Below are 16,012 nucleotides of genomic sequence, written 5' to 3'. Positions count from 1 at the left end.
GGCCACCTCCCGGCCCCACACATAAAATCCGCACGTCAGGGCCGCTTCAAAGCCGCAGCGCGCCCACCGCACCGCCGCCAGTCCGAGGAGCCGCACTTCTCATGGCCGAACACCCCGCCTACCCCGTAGGCCTCCGCCTCACCGGCCGCCGAGTGGTCGTCCTCGGCGGCGGCCAGGTAGCCCAACGCCGCCTCCCGGCCCTCATCGCCGCGGGCGCCGACATCCTCCTCGTGTCGCCCGAAGCGACCCCCTCCGTCGAAGCGATGGCGGAAGCGGGCGAGATCACCTGGGAGAGGCGCCCCTACGCGGACGGCGACCTCGCGGACGCCTGGTACGCCCTGATCGCCACCAGCGACCCGGAGGCGAACACACAGGCCTCGGCCGAGGCGGAGGCGCACCGCGTGTGGTGCGTACGCTCCGACAACGCCGACGCCGCCACGGCATGGACCCCCGCCACCGGCTACAGCGAAGGCGTCACGGTCGCCGTCCTCACCAGCCGCGCCAAGGGCCGCGACCCCCGCCACACCGCCGCCATCCGTGACGCCGTGGTCGAGGGCCTCCGCGACGGCACCCTCGTGGCGCCCCACCACCGCACCCGCACCCCTGGCGTCGCCCTCGTCGGCGGAGGCCCCGGCGACCCGGACCTGATCACCGTGCGCGGTCGCCGCCTCCTCGCCGAGGCCGACGTCGTCATCGCGGACCGTCTCGGTCCGCGCGACCTGCTCGCCGAACTCCCGCCACACGTCGAGGTGATCGACGCGGCGAAGATCCCGTACGGCCGCTTCATGGCGCAGGAAGCGATCAACAACGCGCTCATCGAGCACGCGAAACAGGGCAAGTCCGTGGTCCGTCTGAAGGGCGGCGACCCGTACGTCTTCGGTCGTGGCATGGAGGAGCTCCAGGCGCTCGCCGAGGCCGGTATCCCCTGCACCGTCGTGCCCGGCATCTCCAGCTCGATCTCCGTCCCGGGCGCGGCCGGCATTCCGGTGACCCACCGTGGCGTGGCGCACGAGTTCACGGTGGTCAGCGGACATGTGGCCCCCGACGACGAGCGCTCTCTGGTCGACTGGGCTTCACTCGCCGGACTCACCGGCACGCTCGTGATCCTCATGGGCGTCGACAAGATCGGCCGGATCGCCGAGACCCTGGTCGCCCACGGCAAGCCGGCCGACACCCCCGTGGCCCTCGTCCAGGAGGGCACGACGGCAGCCCAGCGCCGCGTCGACGCGACCCTCGCCACGGTCGCCGAGACCGTCCGCACCCAGGACGTGAAGCCCCCGGCGGTCATTGTCATCGGCGAGGTCGTGACGGTGGGCGGGCAGGCCCCCGCACCGGCCCGGCCGCAGCCACCCGAGTAACCCCGGGTAACACAACTCGTTCCAAGCCGTTGGCACCGCTCCCAGGACAAGGCAGTATCACCCTGTGGCCGATCTCATCACCGTTGAGGACCCCGACGACCCGCGCCTGCGCGACTACACCGGCCTGACCGACGTGGAGCTGCGCCGCAAGCGCGAGCCCGCCGAGGGCCTGTTCATCGCCGAGGGCGAGAAGGTCATCAGACGGGCCAAGGAGGCGGGCTACGAGATGCGGTCGATGCTGCTCTCGGCCAAGTGGGTAGACGTCATGCACGACGTCATCGACGAGCTCCCGGCCCCGGTGTACGCGGTCAGCCCGGAGCTCGCCGAGCAGGTCACCGGCTACCACGTGCACCGCGGCGCCCTCGCCTCCATGCAGCGCAAACCACTGCCGACGGCCGACGAACTCCTCCGGACCGCCCGCCGGGTCGTCGTCATGGAATCGGTGAACGACCACACCAACATCGGGGCGATCTTCCGCTCGGCCGCCGCCCTCGGCATGGACGCCGTCCTGCTCTCGCCCGACTGCGCGGACCCGCTCTACCGCCGCAGCGTGAAGGTCTCCATGGGCGCGGTCTTCGCGGTGCCGTACGCCCGCCTGGAGAGCTGGCCGAAGGGCCTGGAGACCGTCCGCGAGGCCGGCTTCACGCTCCTCGCGCTCACCCCCGACGAGAAGGCCAAGACACTCGACGAGACGGCCCCGCACCGGATGGACCGGGTGGCGCTGATGCTCGGCGCCGAGGGCGACGGCCTGTCCACCCAGGCACTGGTGGCGGCCGACGAATGGGTCCGCATCCCCATGGCCCACGGCGTCGACTCTCTCAACGTGGGCGCGGCGGCAGCGGTCGCGTTCTACGCGGTGGCGACGGGCCGCCCGCCGGCCTGATGGAGCCCACTCATCGGCTCGCCCTGTAGGGCTTCGGCAGGGCATCGTTCGGCAGGGCTTCGTACGGCTGTTCCTTCCGTACGCTCCGATCGCCGTCCAGTCCGCGCGACGGCCCCTGGCATCCCTGCGCCGCCGCGATACCCAGAGCCACCAGCAGCGTCACCACGACGAACACGATGAGCCGCTGCCGCAGCAGCCGTGGGTTGGCGGGCCGCCGCCCGGTCCCGTTGGTGCGGGGCGCCGTGCGGCCACCGCGCGGCACGGGCCGTTTGCCGGACCGGGTGGTGCCCCGCGCCGGCGCCGGACGCGCCCCCGGACCCGGCCGCTGACCGCCGCCGGTCCGGGGGGACGAGCCGCCCGTCCGGGACCCACCTCCGGTGCGCGGCAGGGGAGTGCCCTGTGGGCTCTGCGGCCGCCGCTGGGTGCGCGGCTCGGCGTACTGCTCGGCGTGCTGCTCCCCGAGCCGCCCCGAGGGCCGGTCGGGAGACGTACGCGGCGCGGGCGGACGGACATCCGCGAGCCCCTGTGTCTCGCGTGCGGCGATCTCCTTGAGCCGCAGCGACAGTTGAAGGGTGCTGGGCCGCTCCTCGGGGTCCTTCGCGAGGCAGGCGCGGATGAGTGGAGCCAGCGCGTCCGGCACACCGTGCAGTTGCGGTTCCTCGTGCACCACGCGGTACAGCATGACCTCGGAACTGCCGTGCCCGAAGGGCGAGTCGGAGGTCGCCGCATACGCGAGGGTCGCGCCGAGTGAGAAGACATCGGTGGCCGGAGTGACGGCCGCCCCACGCACCTGCTCGGGCGCGAGGAACCCGGGCGACCCGACCGCCGTACCGACGTGCGTCAGCGTCGACGCCCCGGTCGCCCACGCGATCCCGAAGTCGATGATCCGCGGCCCTTTCGGGGAGAGCAGGATGTTGGACGGCTTCAGGTCCCGGTGGACGACACCCGCCTCATGTACGGCGAGGAGCCCCTCGGACAGGGCGGACCCGACCGCGGCGACGTCGGCGGCCGGCAGCGGCCCGTCGCCGGCGATCTTGTCGTGCAGGGACGGGCCGGGCACGTACTGAGTGGCGAACCATGGGCGGTCCGCATCCAGATCCGCGGCGACCAGCCGGGCGGTGCAGCCGCCCCGGATCCGCCGCGCCGCCGACACCTCGCGCGCGAACCGCGACCGGAACTCCTGATCCTCCGCCAGGTCCGGCCGGATCACCTTCAGTGCGACCCGCTGTCCCCGCTTGTCGGAGCCCAGGTAGACAACGCCCATCCCGCCCGCGCCGAGCCGTCTGTGCAGCCTGAACGAGCCGACGACGCGCGGGTCCTCGCGCCTCAGGCGCATCATCGCCATGTTCATCCCCGCTGCCCGGTCCGTGTGACGTGGCACAGCTTACGTTTCCACACCCGGGTCCGCGCAGAGGCCGCGCCCTCTCGGCCCGATCGATTGTCAGTGCCGGGTGGGAAACTTGAAAGGTGGTCAGGGAACAGGGGTTCGGGACTGCGTTGAGCTGCCCGTGATCCCAACGTCCGGTGACAGAAGGGGGATTGAATCCGTGAAGGGTGATCGCGTGGAGATAGTCGTGGACGCCGGGGACACGACGCGTACATACGAGGTGGTGGCGAGCAGGGCGGGCCGCCGGGTGGAGACGGCGGTCCGCAGGGGTGTGGTGGAAGTGAGCGAAGTCACGCGCAACGGATCAGTGGTGCGTACGGCCCGCTTCATGGCGAACCGGGTGCTGGCCCTCGTCGAGCAGCCCGTCCCGCGGGAGGACGTCTCGGAACAGTCGGGGCACGCCGGGCGTCCCCTCCGGGAAGACCCTGAGTCCTAGGTCCTCGTCTCCACCCAGGGGAGTACGACGCAGGTCATGGCTCATCCTCCGGGAGGCCCGGCAATCGGTACGAGGGCATGACGACCCGTACCGGCCGCGCGCCTAGATTTGAGGTCAAGCGGCGGGTGCAGCACTCGTCCCCCGAGGTCAGACACCCGCCGCTGCCACGACAAGCACCGACATAACCACCAACAGGTCAGGAGAGGGACCATGGCCCACACGGCACCGCGGACGATGATCCGCACGCAGGGACGCAAGGCGTACAGCGCGGCGTTCCGCACCCGTCGCCCGGGCCGCCGCCACCCCCTGGTGGCGACCGCGATGGTCCTTCCCCTGGCGGCCCTGCTCGTGTACGCCTTCGGCGGCTGGGAGGCAGTGGTCACACAAGCGTCGTCCGTGGGCGTGATGCTGGGGCGCTGAGCGGCGACCCCAGGCCCGGAAGAGCGGTCCGGGCGGGGACATCCACCCATGAAACCCCGTGGGGACGGGGGTGCGGCGGACGGCACAGACGCCCGCGCAGCTGGGGAGCTGCGCGGGCTGTCTATTGTTTCTACGGGGGTCCGGCACCATCCAGCCTCGCCCCGGACCGTCCAGTGCGGCCCCGCACGTTCAACCTTGCCCCGTGCCTTTCGGCGCCGCCCCGGATGTCCAGCCCCGCCCCGCACATTTTCAGCCCCTCCGGCGTTTGAGGAGCGGGGGCCCGGGGGCCGGCCCCCGAACGGGGTCCGGGGCGGAGCCCCGAAGCCCGGGGGTTCCAGGGGGCGCAGCCCCCTGGTCGGGGTCGAAGGGGCGAAGCCCCTGGGGATGGGACGGGTAGGGGCGGCGGGGGCGATCAACCTCCGGCGGTCAGCCCTGGGGCTCCGGCACCGCACCCTCCAGCCCCAGCAGCCAGAGCTTACGGTCGAGACCCCCCGCATAGCCCGTCAGAGAGCCATCCGCACCGATCACCCGGTGGCACGGCCGGACGATCAGCAGAGGATTGGCCCCGATCGCACCTCCAACGGCCCGAACCGCGGCCCGGGACGCCCCGATACGCGCGGCGATGTCGCCGTACGACGTCGTCGCCCCGTACGGGACATCGTCCAGCGCCCCCCACACCCGCTCACGGAATGCGGTACCAGTACCGCGCAACTCCAGCCGGAACTCCTTGAGTTCACCGGCGAAGTACGCACCGAGCTGTTCCTCGGCCGCGTGGAAGAGGCTCGGCGTATGCCGCCACTCGGGCTGGAGGACCCGCCCGCCCTTCTGGCCGGGTACGGACAGCGACGTCAGGGCTCCGGAGTCGTCGGCGGTGAGGAGGAGCCGGCCGAGAGGGCTGTCGATCTGTGTGTAGTGGACGAGCTCGGACATGTCAGACTCCGGTTTTCTCTCGCTCGGACCGGCGTGCGGTCCTGAGGTGGTGCAGGGCGTACGAGCGCCAGGGGCGCCAGCTCTCGGGGACGTCCACGCCGGGCGGCGCGACGTCCGGGTCGCCGAGGGCGCGGGTGCGGATCACGGCGACGGTACGGGCGTCCATGCCCGGCAGCGCCAGCAGCACCTGCTGGGCGTCGTCCCGGTCGGCACCCGCGTCGAGCCGCAGCGTCCCGTCGGCCAGCGCGGCGGCGAGCGCGCCGAGGGTGCCACGGCCGTCCTCCGCCTGCGCGAGCACGGCGGGCTCGGGGAAGACGTGGGTGAGCGCCCCGCAGGGGGCGTCCAGTGGCTTCCCGTACGTCCGCACCAGTTCCTCGGCCTCCGCCACGCCCACGACGGCACGTACGGCCAGTTCCTCCGGGTCGGCGGCACCGGGCGACCGCAGGCCGGGGCGCGCGGCGACCGACGGGGCGAGCCGGGGGTCACGGGCGAGCCGTTCGTCCACGGCGTACGGATCGGCGTCGAGGTCGAAGAGCCTCCGCAGCCGCTGTACGGCGGTGGTGAGGTCACGCGGATCACAGAGCCGGATCCGCGCGTCGAGCCAGCCACCGCGCCCGGTCCGCGCACCGCCGCCCGGCCGCTCGTCGACCGCGACGAACCCGTGGCCGTGGGGCAGCCGCAGCGTGCGCCAGTAGGTGCGACGGCCGCGTGGGCCGATCATGTCCTCGACGCCGGCGACCGCCTCGTCGGCCAGCAGATCGAAGACGGCGGTGGCCTGGTAGGGCCCCCGGTGGGCGAGCCGCAGCGGAATCCCGGTGGACGGGGCCGCGGCCCCCCGGCCGGGAGTGTCCCGGCGGGGCGCGGCGGCGCGCAGCGCGGTGGGCGTGGCGGCGTACACGGCGCGGATCGTGTCGTTGAACTGCCGCACGCTGGCGAACCCGGAGGCGAACGCGATCTCCGTGATCGGCAGGCCGGTGGTCTGCAACAGCAGGCGCGCGGTGTGCGCCCGCTGTGCGCGGGCCAGGGCCACCGGTCCCGCACCGACCTCGGCGGTGAGCTGGCGCTGGACCTGGCGTGAGCTGTACCCGAGCCGTACGGCCAGCCCGGCGACGCCCTCCCGGTCGACGACACCGTCGCCGATCATGCGCATGGCACGACCGACGACGTCCGCGCGTACGTTCCACTCGGCGGAGCCGGGCACCGCGTCCGGCCGGCACCGCCGGCAGGCGCGGAACCCGGCGCCCTGTGCGGCCGCGGCGGTCGTGTAGTACCGCACGTTGTGCCGCTTCGGCGTCACCGCGGGGCAGCTCGGCCTGCAGTAGATCCCGGTCGTCTCGACGGCGAAGAAGAACTCCCCGTCGAACCGGGCGTCCCTGCTCCGCACGGCCTCGTACCTGGTCTCTTCATCGATCACGCTTCCCAGGATGGACGACGGAGAGGGGCGGGGCTGGCGGGAATCGGACACGACGTTGGAGCGCGACATGCGAGGGCTCGCCGGGGGCGCAGCCCCAGCGAGCCCCGATCTCCAGGGATCGCCCCCCACCCAGGCGCCCTTACATCCAGCGCCCCCTCTTTGCCTCCATGGCTGCCCTGCCGATGGCACCCTTCCGCTTCCAGTCGCGGCGGATCTCCGCCCGCACCCTCGCATCCGTCTTCGCGACGATCCGCTGGTTCTCGCGGAGCAGCTTCCGGTAGCTGTCGAGGCGCCGCTCCGGAAGCTCACCGGAATCGACCGCGGCGAGGACCGCGCACCCCGGCTCCGCGGCGTGCGCGCAGTCGTGGAAGCGGCAATCGGCGGCCAGTTCCTCGATCTCCGCGAACACCTGGCCGACCCCGGTCCCGGCGTCCCAGAGGCCGACGCCGCGCAGCCCCGGTGTGTCGATGAGCACGCCCCCGCCGGGCAGCGCGAGGAGGTTGCGCGTCGTGGTGGTGTGGCGGCCCTTGCCGTCGACGTCACGCGTGGCCTGGACCTCCATGACGTCCTCGCCGAGCAGCGCGTTCGCGAGCGTCGACTTGCCCGCGCCGGACTGCCCGAGCAGCACGGACGTGCCCCCGGAGACCAGCGCCGCGAGGACGTCCAGGCCGTCGCCGAACGCGGCACTGACGGGCAGCACCGGCACTCCGGGCGCGCTCGTCTCCACGTCCTGCACGAGGTGGGCGAGTGTCACCGCGTCCGGTACGAGGTCGGCCTTGGTCAGCACCACGACGGGCTGTGCGCCGGACTCCCAGGCCAGCGCCAGGAAGCGTTCGACGCGGCCGAGGTCGAGTTCCGCGGCGAGGGACAGGGCGACGACCGCGTGGTCGACGTTGGCCGCGAGGATCTGCCCCTCGGACCGCTTGGAGGAGGTGGAGCGCACGAAGGCCGTACAGCGCGGCAGATATGTCTGTACGTAGCGGGGGTTGCCCGCGGGCTCGACGGCCACCCAGTCGCCGGTGCACACGACGCGCAGGGGGTCGTGCGGTGTCACGAACGCGGTGTCCGCGCGCACTACCCCGTCGGCGGTGATCACGTCGCACTGCCCCCGGTCGACCCGGATCACCCGCCCGGCCACGAGCCCTTCGGCGTCGTACGGGGCGAACTCGTCCGCCCACGCCTGGTCCCAGCCATAGGGAGCCAGAGCCGAGAACACAACAGAAGAAGAGGAAGTCAAGGGAAACCCTTCACAGGGTGGTCCCGGCAGGCGCGGACGCGCGCGGCAGAGATCGAGGTGTCAGCCGGAGACCACGGAGGTGGACTTGATGGATTCCTGGATGCGGGCAACGCCCATCGCAATGACAGCCATCGGTCAACACCTCCCGTTCCTCGTGCGGTTCGACGGCGGCGGCCACCGGCCACCACCCGAAGTGCCCTCACCCTAGCGGGCCCCCACGGACCTGCGTCAATCGGTTTTCTCAGTCCCCCGGGCGCGGCACACCGCGCCGGTGCTCCGTGGCGTGCCGGTCCAGTTCGTACGCGACCCGGATGAGCGGAACATGGGTGAACGCCTGGGGGAAGTTGCCGAGTTGGCGGCGTGTGACGGGGTCGTACTCCTCGGCGAGCAGGCCGACGTCGTTGCGCAGGGACAGCAGCCGCTCGAACAGTTCGCGGGCCTCGTCCTCGCGGCCGATCAGCAGCAGCGCGTCCGCGAGCCAGAAGGAGCAGGCCAGGAAGACGCCTTCGGGTCCGGTGAGCCCGTCCGGGGAGGGGCCGCTGTCGGCCAAGTAGCGCAACACCAGCCCGTCGGCGTCGAGTTCGCGTCGTACCGCCTCGATGGTGCCGAGGACCCGGGGGTCGTCGGGGGGCAGGAAGCCGGTCTGCGGGATGAGCAGCAGTGCGGCGTCCAGCTCCGGCGTTCCGTAGGCCCCGGTGAAGGTGGAGCGGACGGGGTCGAAGCCCTGCTCGCACACCTCCTGGCGGATACGGTCCCGGACCTGCCGCCAGCGGTCCACGGGCCCGGAGCGCCCGAACTCCTCCGCGAGTCGCACCGCGCGGTCGAAGGCGACCCAGCACATCACCTTGGAGTGGACGTGGTGGCGCGGGGGGCTGCGTGTCTCCCACAGCCCCTGGTCGGGGGCGGTCCACGCCCGCTCCAGGTCGTCGAGCAGGAGCCGCTGGAGGGAGACCATGTGCTGCCGGGGGCGCAGTCCGGAGCGGACGGTGAGGTAGATGGTCTCCAACACCTCGCCCTGCACGTCGAGCTGCCGCTGGTCGGCGGCCGCGTTTCCGATGCGTACGGGCCGTGAGCCCTCGTAGCCGGGCAGCCAGTCGGCCTCCCACTCGTTCAGCCGGCGTTCGCCCGCGATGCCGTACATGACCTGGATGTCCTGGGGACGCCCGGCCACCGCCCGTTCGAGCCAGCCCCGCCAGGCTTCGGCCTCGGCGGTGAAGCCGCTGCGCAGCAGCGCTTCCAGGGTGAGGCCGCCGTCGCGGAGCCAGCAGTAGCGGTAGTCCCAGTTGCGCGAGCCGCCGATCTCCTCGGGGAGGGAGGTGGTGGGGGCGGCGACGATGCCGCCGGTGGGCTCGTAGGTGAGGGCCTTGAGCGTGATCAGGGAGCGGGCGACCGCGTCGCGGTAGGGACCGTGGTACGTCAGCGGCCGCAGCCACTCCTGCCAGTACGTCTCCGTGGCCCGCAGCGCCGCGAAGGCGTCCACGGGGTCGGGGGCGGGCAGGTGGGAGGGGTGCCAGGTGAGGACGAAGGGGATCTGTTCGCCGGCGCTCACGCGGAAGCGGGCGGTGTGGGCCTTGCCGTGCGCGGTGAGATGCACGGGAGTGTGCAGCCACACCGACTCCGGTCCGGCGATCCCGGTCAGTGCGCCGCCCTCCCGGCGCATCCAGGGCAGCACGCGCCCGTAGTCGAAGCGCAGCCGCAGGTCCATGTGCATGTCGACGCTGCCGGACAGGCCCTCGACGATGCGGACGACGCAGGGGGCGCCCTCGCGGCGCGGCATGAAGTCGGTGACGAGGACCTGGCCGGTGGCCGTCTCCCACTCGGTGTTGAGGATGAGCGTGTCGCCACGGTAGCGGCGGCGGGCGTACGGGCCGTCCGGCTCGGCCGGGGCGATCAGCCAGCGGCCGTTGTCCGGGGCACCGAGCAGCGCGGCGAAGCACGCCGACGAGTCGAACCGCGGCAGGCACAGCCAGTCCAGACTCCCGTCCCGGCCCACGAGCGCCGCGGTGAGCAGGTCCCCGACGAGGGCGTAGTCCTCGATGCGTCCCGGCATGGGCCCAGTCTCGACGCGCCGGCCGCCCCGGGCATGCCGGGCGGGGCGTTCGAGTGCGGGGGCCGCACCCCGCCCCGGAATCAGGTGGGGCCGGTGACATCGTGCGGCTCCACCGCGTGGGGACGACCCGCGGGCCGCGCCGGGCCATGCGCCTCGTGGGGCCATGCGCCTCGTGGGGCCGTGGGTCTCGCCGAGCCGACGCACGTCGACGGGCCGTACGCACCTCGCCGAGCTGTGCGTCTCACCGTGCCGTACACCTTGCGGAGCCGACGCCAGCCCGGCCCTCCAGAGGCGGCCTCAGCTCACCTTCGTGCAGCTCCGGCCGTTCAGCGTGAAGTCGCGTGGGGTGGAGTTGTCGCCCTGCCAGGAGGCGAGGAAGCCCACGCCGAAGGTGGCGCCGGCGTCGACGGACTGGTTGTAGTCGGCGGGGGTCGCCGTGACGCGGGTGCCGTCCTGGTCGGAGGAGCCGTCCCACATCTGGGTGATGCGCTGGCCGTCCTTGAAGGTCCAGCCGACGCGCCAGTCGTCGAGGGCCTTGGCGGAGGTGACCGTGACGGTGGCCTGGAAGCCGTCGGGCCACTCGTTGACTATCTCGTAGCGGAGGCGGCAGAAGGAGTCCGACTCGTCGGGCACGACCGGCCGGTGCGAGATGCGCGCCGGGGACGAGCCCTCGCCCTGCGGTTCCGGGTCGGACTCGGCGGCCGGGGTGCGGCTGGCGTCGGCACGCGGTGCCTCCGACGGGTCGCCCGAGGTGTCGGACGGCAGCGGCGCCACGGTCGGCAGCGACACGTCGGGGTCCGCCACGGGCTGACGGCTCGCCGGGTCGTCCTGGGCCTGGGTGCCGCCCTCGGAGCCGACGGGCATGAGGGAGACCGCGAGGGCCAGGACGGAGACGATCCCGGCGGCCACCAGAATGCCGGTGCGGCCGACCCGGGGCCCCGGCTCCCTGCTCGGCGACAGGCCCCGGTCCGCGCCCGACAGATCGGCGCGGCCGGGGATCAGCCCGGCCTCGGCGGCCCGGCGGCGTCGTTCCAGGTACGCGTGGCCACCCCAGCCGATGACGCCGCCCGCCAGCGCGGCGGGCAGTCCGCTGCTCGGCGACCGGAGGCAGGCGGCGGCCTCGGCGCACTCGACGCAGGTGGCGAGGTGCCGTGAGAGGTCCTCGGGGGTCTCGGCCTCGGGCGAGCGGGTGACCGCGTCCAGCAGTCGCGCGTAGCTGCGGCAGTCCGAATCCATGGGGGTGTCGAGGTGGTTGCTCTGGCAACGCTCCCGGAACAGCGAGCGCACCTGGGCGAGCTCCCTGGAGGCGCTCGCCGGGTCGAGCCGGAGGCGCCGGGCCACGACGGGCAGCGGCAGCGACTCCACCTCGACCAGCCACAGCAGGGCGGCGTCCGGCTCCTGCATGTCGCTCAGACCGCGCAGCGCGAGCGGCCGGTTCAGGGGCGGGCCGGTGAACCGGGTGGCCTTGTCGGAGTTGAGCCACAGCCGCAGGTCGGCATCGAGCCGGGGGCCCCGCCCGTGGGCCTCCCAGACCCCGGCCGTGGTGCGGACCGAGGCCAGCAGGAAGGGGATTCTGGGCAGTCGTAACGCCCGTCGGCCCGTGCCCCGGCCGGCTCTGGCCTCGTCGGCGCGGGCCTCCTGTATGCCGTGCGTGAACGCCTCTGTTGCCAGTTGGCTGGCCGAGGCCGACCCGGATGTGCACAGATCGGCGTACGAAAGGACCGCGTCCCAGCACTCCGACAGCAGCGCGGCTTCGGTGGCGTCCTGGGGCTTCGGCAGGTCGGGCATGGGTCTCCTGCATCCACAGAGCGAGGTGCGTCCATCTGAAACGATGCGCATCCACAATGCAAAGGGCAACTCACCTTAGAAGTAAGGGAGTTGGGGGTATCTCACGACAGGCCCCGAGCTTTTCACGGTTCCCGCACAACTGACAAGCCGCATGTCCAGATGTGGTTACCGCCGGTTGCCACCCGTTGTCACCGGTGAGTTGTACGTACGCCGGCACCGATCGACTCACCCGCCGGAGAAATTACCCGCCCAAGCCCGCCTCTCCTGCACCCCTCTACGCCCCGGGGCGTACGCCTACCCGCCCACGCGCTCCTCGCCCACGCGCTCCTCGGCGGGGAGACTGTCCATGAACGAGCTCACCGAGAAGACCGCGCGACCGGGTCCGGGCCGGCCGTATCCGGGCGGGGACGACAGCCCGAAGTCGTCCATCGTGGCGCGGTACGCCTCCAGCAGCCGGATGTGGTACTCCAGCGGCGCACCCTGCGGGTTCGCCTTGCCCAGCGGGGTGGTGGGCTCCGGGCACCAGGTGGTGAACCGGGGCGTGATGCCGTGGGACATGAAGAACCGCAGCCCCTCGGTGGTCGACGCGATGGCCTCGTCGACGGTCGTGAACCCGAAGGGCTCGGCCATCTCCACGCCCGCGACGAAGTTGGGGATCACGTTGCGCGCGCCGAACACCTCAGCCGAGTCGAGGATGCGCTTGTGCCACTCGTCGCGGCCCACGTAGCGCTCCTTGCCCGGGCAGTACAGCTCGAACAGCCGCCGGTCCCACACCTCGTAGTTGGGGTGGTAGATCTGCACGCCGTAGTCCTTGAAGCGCTGCACGTCGTCCCGCGGCAGCGCCTGCGCGACGACCTTGCCGATCCACCGGCCCGGGAAGCGCTCCTCGATGGCCTTGGCGTAGTGCCCGTAGAAGTCGGCCTCGTCGCGCCCGGCGACCTTCGACGTGATGGCACCACCGGTGAGCGTGTACGCCGTGGACGCCTTCGCGGTGTCGTACCGGTCGATGATCTCCAGCGCCTCCAGGACCTCCTCGACGTCCTTGACACCGGTGTACGGACGCCCGGCCGCCTTGTGCTGGCGCCAGTTGTGGTTGATGTCGCAGTACTGGCACTCCTCCTTGGCGCCGAAGTACTGGCACACCCGGAACACGGTGAGGTAGATCAGGTAGCCCCACTGGATGGTCGGGGCGACCTCCATCACGGACTTCCCGTTGGCGAGCGTGTGCCGGTAGTACTCGGGCATCGGCGGCACACCGACGTCGGCGACGCGCCTGCCGTCGAGGTAGAGACCGAGGAGCCCTTCCTCGTCGGCCGCCACCCGGTAGGGCGAGGACGGGTTCACGCGCACGGACACGACGGTCCGGCGCAGGTCGTACGGGCCTCCGGTGAGGATGATCTCCTCCGGGGGGCGGCGCAGCGCGGCCTCGCCCAGCTCGGGCAGGGTGCCGTGGTCGAAGGAGAAGATGAAGTACGACTTCGGCTTGACCTCGCCGCTCTCGTTGTCGCTGAGGGCGGACGGGTCGAAGGCCACCCCGCCCCGGAGCAGATCCTCCTTGAAGACGGCTTCCCGCGGGACGTGGGGGAAGCGCTCCATCAGATCCTCTACCAGCGCGGTGCGGCTGCCCATCCTGCATCTCCTCCTGGATCGGACGTACGACTCCTCACGGTATGCCCAAGGGTGGGGGTGCGTGGTGGCGGGGCCCTGCTTTCGGCGGGGCGCAGACGGTGAACCGAGTGCCTTTCGTCGGCGTGGCCGTCACCGTTCACGGCATGGCGGGGCGGCCGTCACGCCATGCGCTCCAGCACGGACGCGTCGATCCCATGCGCCAACGGCTGTCCGGCGGAGAGCCGTTCGGCCTCCTCCGCGACCGCGAGGCCGAGGCGGGCCACCTCGTTGCCCTGTGAACCGGCGAGGTGCGGGGTGATGAAGGCGTTCGGCAGGTCGTAGAGCGGGGAGTCGGCGGGCAGCGGCTCGGGGTCGGTGACGTCGAGGATCGCGCTGATCCGCCCGGTGCGCAGCTCGTCGATGAGCGCCTCGTGGTCGAGGAGCGCGCCGCGCGCGGTGTTGATGAGGACGGCTCCGTCCGGCATCAGGGCGAGTTCGTGGCGCCCGATCAGGTGACGGGTCCCGGGGGTGTCGGGGGCGTGGACGGTGACGATGGCGGAGGTGCTGAGGAGCTCGTCGAGCGGCAGCAGGGGTACGCCGGGGGCTTCTGATGGCTCTCCGTGGAAGAAGGAGCGGCGTTCGGTGCGTGCTCCCGGCGTGCCGGGCGGAAGTCCTCGTAGCGGAGCTACTAGGGCTTTCGTCCGGTGCGGCGAGAGTGCGTGCCGGGCGTCGCGACGCCGCGGAGAGCCATCAGAAGCCCCCTAGTGCCGCGGCCCCGGCCTCGTCGACGTATGGGTCGGTGAGGCTCGGCCGCAGGTCGAAGGGGCGCAGCAGCTCGATGAGGCGGCGGCCGATGCGGGAGGCGCCGATGATGCCGACGCGGCGGCCGTGGTTGCCGATGCCGGGGACGATCTCCCAGCCGGGGTGGACCCGCTCGGCCCTGAGACGCTCCCTGCTCACGAAGAGGTCCTTGCCCGCGAGCAGGATCATGGCGAGCGTGTACTCGGCAACGGGCAGCGCGTTGGCGTCGGCCGCCGAGGAGACCGCGATCCCGCGCTCCCACACCGCCGGGGTCGTGAAGCCCTTCACCGAGCCCGCGGAGTGCAGGATCGCCCGCAGCTTCGGCGCCGCGTCGAGCACCGACTCGTCGACCGTGGGGCAGCCCCAGCCCGTGACCAGGACCTCGGTCCCGGCGAGCACGTCCCGGACCCGCGGATCGGTGAAGCTCCCGGCCACCACGGTGGGGTCGATCTCCAGGGCGTCACGCAGGCGGGCCAGTACGTCCGGCGGGAAGACCCGGGGAACGTTCTCGGCGGTCAGGGCGAAGAGGGCCACGGGACGCTCGGTCAAGGAAGGGCCTTCCGGCTCGGTGACACAGGGACAGCAACCGGTTTCTAACGTAGATGTCGGCAGGTGACGGGGCAATGGATCACGCACGGGCGGGAGTTGGGCAGCCCTTCCAGAGTTCCTTCGTGCGGCCTCCGCGGGCGCGGGAGGCCGGGACGGTCAAATCCGTTGACGTCCGGTGCGCCGGACCGTTCGTATGGCCGGATGCATGCCGCCGCGTCCCAGCCCAGCTCCGCCACCGACCCCCGCACCCACACCCACACCCAGAGCGCCACCGACACCGCCCTCGTTCGCCGACTCGTCGCCGCGCAGTTCCCGCAGTGGGCGGGCCTGTCCGTCGTGCGGGTCGGCTCCGCCGGTACGGCGAACGCCATGTACCGGCTCGGCGAGGACATGGTGGTCCGTCTGCCCCTCACCGCCGGGGCCGCGGACGACGTCGAGAAGGAGCACCGGTGGCTGCCGCGGCTCGCGCCACGGCTTCCCGTCGCCATCCCCGTGCCGCTGGGCCAGGGAACGCCTGGTGAAGGCCTGTCCTGGCCCTGGTCCGTCTACCGCTGGCTCGACGGCGAGCCACCGGCCGTCGGGCACCTCGCCGAACCCGCCGCGCTCGCCGGGGACCTGGCGGAGTTCGTCACCGCGCTGCGTGACGTCGATCCCGCGGACGGACCACCGTCCTACCGCGCCGAGCAACTGGCGACCCGGGATCGGGTGACCCGGGCGGCGCTGGCGGAGCTGCGGGGAGTGGTCGACACCGACGCCGCGACCGCCGCGTGGGAGGCCGCCCTGGGCGCTCCCGACTGGTCCGGGCCGCCGGTCTGGCTCCACGCGGATCTGCAGCCCGGGAACATGCTGCTGGCCGAGGGGCGCCTCAGCGCGGTCATCGACTTCGGCTGCCTGGGCCTGGGCGAGCCCGCCGTCGACCTGATCGCGGCCTGGTACGTGCTGCCGGCCTCGGCGCGAGCCGCCTTCCGGGCCGGTCTGGACGCCGACGACGCCACCTGGGCGCGCGGCCGTGGCTGGGCCCTGTCGATCGCGCTCCTCGAACTTCGGGCCTACCGGGACTCGAACCCCGTGATGGCGGCCCACGCCCGGCGCGTCATCCACGAGGTTCTCGCCGATCAGGCGCACGGTACGGGGAGCGCACGGGGTTGATC

12 protein-coding genes and 2 pseudogenes are annotated in these 16,012 nt (G+C 72.4%); 5 read left to right on the top strand and 9 right to left on the bottom strand.

Annotation, left to right across the window (positions count from 1 at the left end):
- Positions 1–101: 101 nt before the first annotated feature.
- Together cobA and FPZ41_RS07480 are read left to right on the top strand one after the other, a co-directional pair.
- A complete protein-coding gene (gene cobA / locus FPZ41_RS07485) occupies positions 102–1,358 on the top strand; it encodes a uroporphyrinogen-III C-methyltransferase (protein WP_152860328.1) in 1,257 nt (418 codons plus the stop codon).
- 64 nt (positions 1,359–1,422) lie between these two features.
- Positions 1,423–2,241 (top strand): TrmH family RNA methyltransferase, encoded by an 819-nt coding sequence (locus FPZ41_RS07480; RefSeq protein ID WP_322619924.1) that lies wholly within the window; start codon positions 1,423–1,425, stop codon positions 2,239–2,241.
- A 10-nt stretch (positions 2,242–2,251) separates the two neighbouring features.
- On the opposite strand, the gene FPZ41_RS07475 is transcribed toward FPZ41_RS07480, so the two are convergent.
- A complete protein-coding gene (locus FPZ41_RS07475) occupies positions 2,252–3,592 on the bottom strand; it encodes a serine/threonine-protein kinase (protein ID WP_152860349.1) in 1,341 nt (446 codons plus the stop codon).
- Positions 3,593–3,788: 196 nt separating this feature from the next.
- On the opposite strand from FPZ41_RS07475, the gene FPZ41_RS07470 reads away from it, so the two are divergent.
- Together FPZ41_RS07470 and FPZ41_RS07465 are read left to right on the top strand one after the other, a co-directional pair.
- Positions 3,789–4,064 (top strand): hypothetical protein, encoded by a 276-nt coding sequence (locus tag FPZ41_RS07470; RefSeq protein ID WP_131570688.1) that lies wholly within the window; start codon positions 3,789–3,791, stop codon positions 4,062–4,064.
- A 210-nt stretch (positions 4,065–4,274) separates the two neighbouring features.
- Entirely contained in the window at positions 4,275–4,484 is a 210-nt protein-coding gene (locus FPZ41_RS07465; protein WP_131570686.1) for a hypothetical protein, read from the top strand.
- Positions 4,485–4,910: 426 nt separating this feature from the next.
- Here the strand turns inward: FPZ41_RS07465 and FPZ41_RS07460 are convergent, their stop codons facing one another.
- The 8 genes and pseudogenes from FPZ41_RS07460 to FPZ41_RS07420 all read right to left on the bottom strand — a co-directional run.
- Positions 4,911–5,414, bottom strand: a complete 504-nt coding sequence (locus FPZ41_RS07460; protein ID WP_152860326.1) for a methylated-DNA--[protein]-cysteine S-methyltransferase — start codon at positions 5,412–5,414, stop codon at positions 4,911–4,913.
- A 1-nt stretch (position 5,415) separates the two neighbouring features.
- On the bottom strand, positions 5,416–6,825 hold the full coding sequence (locus FPZ41_RS07455) for a DNA-3-methyladenine glycosylase 2 family protein (RefSeq protein WP_322619925.1): 1,410 nt from the start codon (positions 6,823–6,825) through the stop codon (positions 5,416–5,418).
- A 142-nt stretch (positions 6,826–6,967) separates the two neighbouring features.
- Positions 6,968–8,065: a ribosome small subunit-dependent GTPase A gene (gene rsgA, locus FPZ41_RS07450; RefSeq protein ID WP_152860322.1), complete on the bottom strand. Its 1,098-nt coding sequence runs from the start codon at positions 8,063–8,065 to the stop codon at positions 6,968–6,970.
- A gap of 241 nt (positions 8,066–8,306) precedes the next feature.
- Complete coding sequence (locus FPZ41_RS07445; protein WP_152860320.1) at positions 8,307–10,115, bottom strand: glycoside hydrolase family 15 protein; 1,809 nt, start codon at positions 10,113–10,115, stop codon at positions 8,307–8,309.
- Positions 10,116–10,412: 297 nt separating this feature from the next.
- Positions 10,413–11,903, bottom strand: coding sequence for a cellulose-binding domain-containing protein (locus tag FPZ41_RS07440; RefSeq protein ID WP_152860318.1), 1,491 nt, complete (start codon positions 11,901–11,903; stop codon positions 10,413–10,415).
- A 294-nt stretch (positions 11,904–12,197) separates the two neighbouring features.
- Positions 12,198–13,532 carry a radical SAM protein gene (locus FPZ41_RS07435; protein ID WP_152860316.1) on the bottom strand — a complete coding sequence of 445 codons (1,335 nt, stop codon included), beginning with the start codon at positions 13,530–13,532 and terminating at the stop codon, positions 12,198–12,200.
- Between the two features lie 158 nt (positions 13,533–13,690).
- Positions 13,691–14,110, bottom strand: a pseudogene (locus FPZ41_RS07430) (NAD(P)-dependent oxidoreductase); the annotation flags it as partial.
- Between the two features lie 163 nt (positions 14,111–14,273).
- Positions 14,274–14,861, bottom strand: a pseudogene (locus tag FPZ41_RS07420) (hydroxyacid dehydrogenase); the annotation flags it as partial.
- A gap of 201 nt (positions 14,862–15,062) precedes the next feature.
- Here FPZ41_RS07420 and FPZ41_RS07415 point away from each other — a divergent pair.
- Positions 15,063–16,010 (top strand): aminoglycoside phosphotransferase family protein, encoded by a 948-nt coding sequence (locus tag FPZ41_RS07415; RefSeq protein ID WP_152860314.1) that lies wholly within the window; start codon positions 15,063–15,065, stop codon positions 16,008–16,010.
- Positions 16,011–16,012 lie beyond the last annotated feature (2 nt).

It is taken from the genome of Streptomyces acidicola (assembly GCF_009377235.1).
In the GTDB taxonomy this organism is placed as follows: Bacteria; Actinomycetota; Actinomycetes; order Streptomycetales; family Streptomycetaceae; genus Streptomyces; species Streptomyces acidicola.
Note: the sequence above shows the minus strand (reverse complement) of the source record. Positions and strands in the feature narration are given on the sequence as shown.